The organism is Microbacterium sp. K41 (assembly GCF_004794395.1).
GTDB classification, from domain to species: Bacteria; Actinomycetota; Actinomycetes; order Actinomycetales; family Microbacteriaceae; genus Microbacterium; species Microbacterium sufflavum.
The window spans coordinates 1-3,168 of sequence record NZ_SSDO01000519.1 but is presented as its reverse complement, the minus strand read 5'-3'; the positions used below and the strand labels follow the sequence as shown (position 1 = coordinate 3,168).

3 protein-coding genes are annotated in these 3,168 nt (G+C 71.4%); all 3 read left to right on the top strand.

Annotated features, from left to right (window positions below):
* Positions 1–854 (top strand): EscU/YscU/HrcU family type III secretion system export apparatus switch protein (locus tag DW309_RS17705; protein ID WP_136046123.1); only part of this gene is annotated, 854 nt, incomplete at its 5' end.
* A complete protein-coding gene (locus DW309_RS17700; RefSeq protein WP_136029655.1) occupies positions 851–2,914 on the top strand; it encodes a flagellar biosynthesis protein FlhA in 2,064 nt (687 codons plus the stop codon). The genes DW309_RS17705 and DW309_RS17700, both read left to right, overlap by 4 nt.
* A gap of 4 nt (positions 2,915–2,918) precedes the next feature.
* The coding region (gene csrA / locus DW309_RS20170; protein ID WP_136029658.1) for a carbon storage regulator CsrA at positions 2,919–3,168 on the top strand (250 nt) is incomplete at its 3' end.

Here is a 3,168-nt window from a genome sequence, read left to right as displayed (position 1 = left end):
TGGGCCGCGGGCTCGCGTCGGTCCTGCCCACGCTCGGCGCGCTGCTGGCCGCCGTCGCGGTCGTCACCCTGCTCGGCGCGGTGGTGCAGGGCGGCGTGCACCTGCGCACGCTCACCGGACGCTACGAGCAGTTCAACCTCGTCTCGGGCATGCGGCGCGTGTTCGGCCTGCAGGCGCTCTGGGAGGGCGCGAAGGCGCTGCTCAAGACGGCAGCGATCGCGCTCGCGCTGTGGTTCGTGATCGCCGGGCTCATGCCGGTGCTGACCGCGAGCGGCGCGCACTCGATCTCCCGTCTGCTGGGCACCGCGGCCGAGGGCACCGCCGCCCTCCTGCAGACCGCGATCGGCGTGGGCCTGGTCCTCGCCGCGATCGACCTGTTCGTGGTGATGCGCCGCAACCGCAAGCACACGCGCATGACCAAGAAGGAAGTGCGCGACGAGAACAAGAACTCCGAGGGCGACCCGCTGATCCGCCAGCAGCGCCGGTCTCGCCAGCTCGCCGTGAGCCGCAACCGGATGATCGCGGCGGTCGCGAACTCCGACGTCGTGGTGGTCAACCCCACCCACATCGCGATCGCGCTGAGCTACGAGGCCGGCACCTCCGCGCCCCGCGTGGTCGCGAAGGGCAGCGGGGTGATCGCCGAGCGCATCCGCGAGAAGGCGCTCGAGGCCGGGGTGCCCCTCGTGCGCGACATCACCCTCGCCCGATCCCTGCACGCCGCGTGCGAGCTGGGACACGAGATCCCCGAAGACCTGTACAACGCCGTGGCGCGCGTGCTCGTGTTCGTCGACGCCCTGCGGCGTCGCGGCGCCGCCCGCGGCATCCACTCGCTCCCCTACCGGAGGACCGCATGAAGAAGATGCTCACCACGCTGATGGTGCCGATCGGGGTGGTCGGCATCATCATGCTGCTCGTCGTCCCGGTGCCGCCGTTCCTGCTCGACGTGCTCATCATCCTCAACATCATGTTCGCGCTGGTGATCCTGCTGACGTCGATGTTCGTGAAGAAGCCGCTCGACTTCTCGGTGTTCCCCTCGCTGCTGCTGGTGGCGACGCTGTTCCGTCTCGGCCTGAACGTCGCGTCCACCCGGCTCGTGCTGGGCGAGGCGTACGCGGGGCAGGTCATCGAGGCGTTCGGGGCCATCGCGGTCGGCGGCTCGCTCATCATCGGCGCGGTCGTGTTCCTCATCCTCGTGGTCATCCAGTTCGTCGTCGTCACGAAGGGTGCCGAGCGCGTGGCCGAGGTCGGCGCCCGGTTCACGCTCGACGCGATGCCCGGCAAGCAGATGGCCATCGACGCCGATCTCAACGCGGGACTCATCACCGACACGGAGGCCAGGCAGCGCCGCGCCGAGGTGGCCGCGGAGGCCGACTTCTACGGCGCCATGGACGGTGCCTCGAAGTTCGTGAAGGGCGACGCGATCGCCGGGCTCGTCATCATCATCATCAACATCGTCGGCGGCATCGCGATCGGGCTCGTGCAGCACGGCATGTCGATCGACCAGGCCGTGAGCACGTACAGCCTCCTGACGATCGGCGACGGCCTGGTCACGCAGATCCCGGCCCTGCTCATGGCCGTGTCGACCGGCATGATCGTGACCCGTTCGACCGCCGAGACCGAGATGGGCACGGCCGCATCGGCCCAGCTCGGGCAGTCCCGCAACGCGCTGCTGATCGCCGGGTGCGCGGCCATCATCATGTCGCTCATCCCGCACATGCCGATGCTGCCGTTCGTCGCGATCGGGGCGCTGCTGCTCCTGGTCGCCCAGCGCATCACCGCCACCAGGAAGCGGGAGGCGGCCGAAGCCGCGAAGGCACCGGTGACGCCGCCTGCGGAGCAGCCGGAGGAGCTGATCGAGCGCATGCGCGTGCACCCGCTCGAGATCCTCCTCTCGCCCGACATCGTCGACCTGGTCACCGGCGGCCCCGACGACCTGCTCGCGCGCGTGAAGGCGCTGCGGCGGCGCATCGCGCTCGACCTCGGCCTGGTCACCCCGCCCGTCCGCACGCGCGACAGCATCGAGCTGCCGCAGGCCACGTACGTGATCCGCATCGCCGGGGTGGAGACCGGGCGCGGCACCGCGCCGGGCGGATCGGTGCTCGCGCTCGGCTCCGGACTCGAGTCGCTGCCCGGCGCCGCAGCCCTCGACCCCGTGTTCGGGCTGGAGGGCAAGTGGATCCCGATGGAGATGCGGCACAGCGCCGAGTTCGCCGGAGCGACCGTGATCGACCGGGCCAGCGTGATCGTCACGCACCTGTCGAGCGTGATCCAGACGCACGCCGCGCGGCTGCTGTCGCGGGAGGACGTGCGCCAGCTCACCGACGCGCTCAAGCAGGTGTCGCCGTCGGCGGTGGAGGAGCTCACGCCCGCACAGCTCTCACTCGCCGAGGTCCAGCGCGTCCTGCAGGGGCTGCTCGCGGAGCGCGTGCCGATCAACGACCTCGGCCGCATCTACGAGGCGCTGGCCCTGCGCGCCAAGACCTCGACCGACCCGGAGGGGCTGATCGAGGCCGCCAGGGCCGCGCTCGGCCCGGCGATCGCCGCGCGCTTCGCGGAGAACGGCGTGCTGCGGGTGGTCATGATCAACCCGCTGCTGGAGCAGGCGATGCTGGAGAGCCTGCGGCCGGGCGACGACGGCACCCAGATCGTGTTCGAGCCGCAGCGCATGGAGGCCGTGATCGCCTCGGTCAAGCAGGCGGTTGCCGCGCAGGCGGACGGGCCGGAACCGGTGCTGGTGTGCGCGCCGTCGCTGCGGCCGGCCGTGCGACGGCTGGTGTCGGCGCAGACCGACGGCCTGCCGGTGCTGTCGTACAGCGAGGCCACCGCGGCGCCGCTGACGATCGAGACCATCGGCGTGGTGCGCGACGCCTCGACCGCGTCGCTGGGGCCCGCCCCCGTCGCACCAGTAGGCTGATCGAATGCTGGTGTTGACGAGGCGGATCGGTGAGAGCGTGCGCATCGACGGCGAGATCGAGGTCACGCTGCTCGACATCAAGGGCGACAGCGTGCGGATCGGCGTGAAGGCCCCGCGGGAGACGCGCATCCAGCGCACCGAGATCATCGAGGCCGTCGGCGCCGAGAACGTCTCCGCCGCCGCCGACACCGACGCCACCGCCGAGGGGGCCATCGCCGCCGCGCTCGCGCGCGGCCGCGAGCACCGCCGGTCCT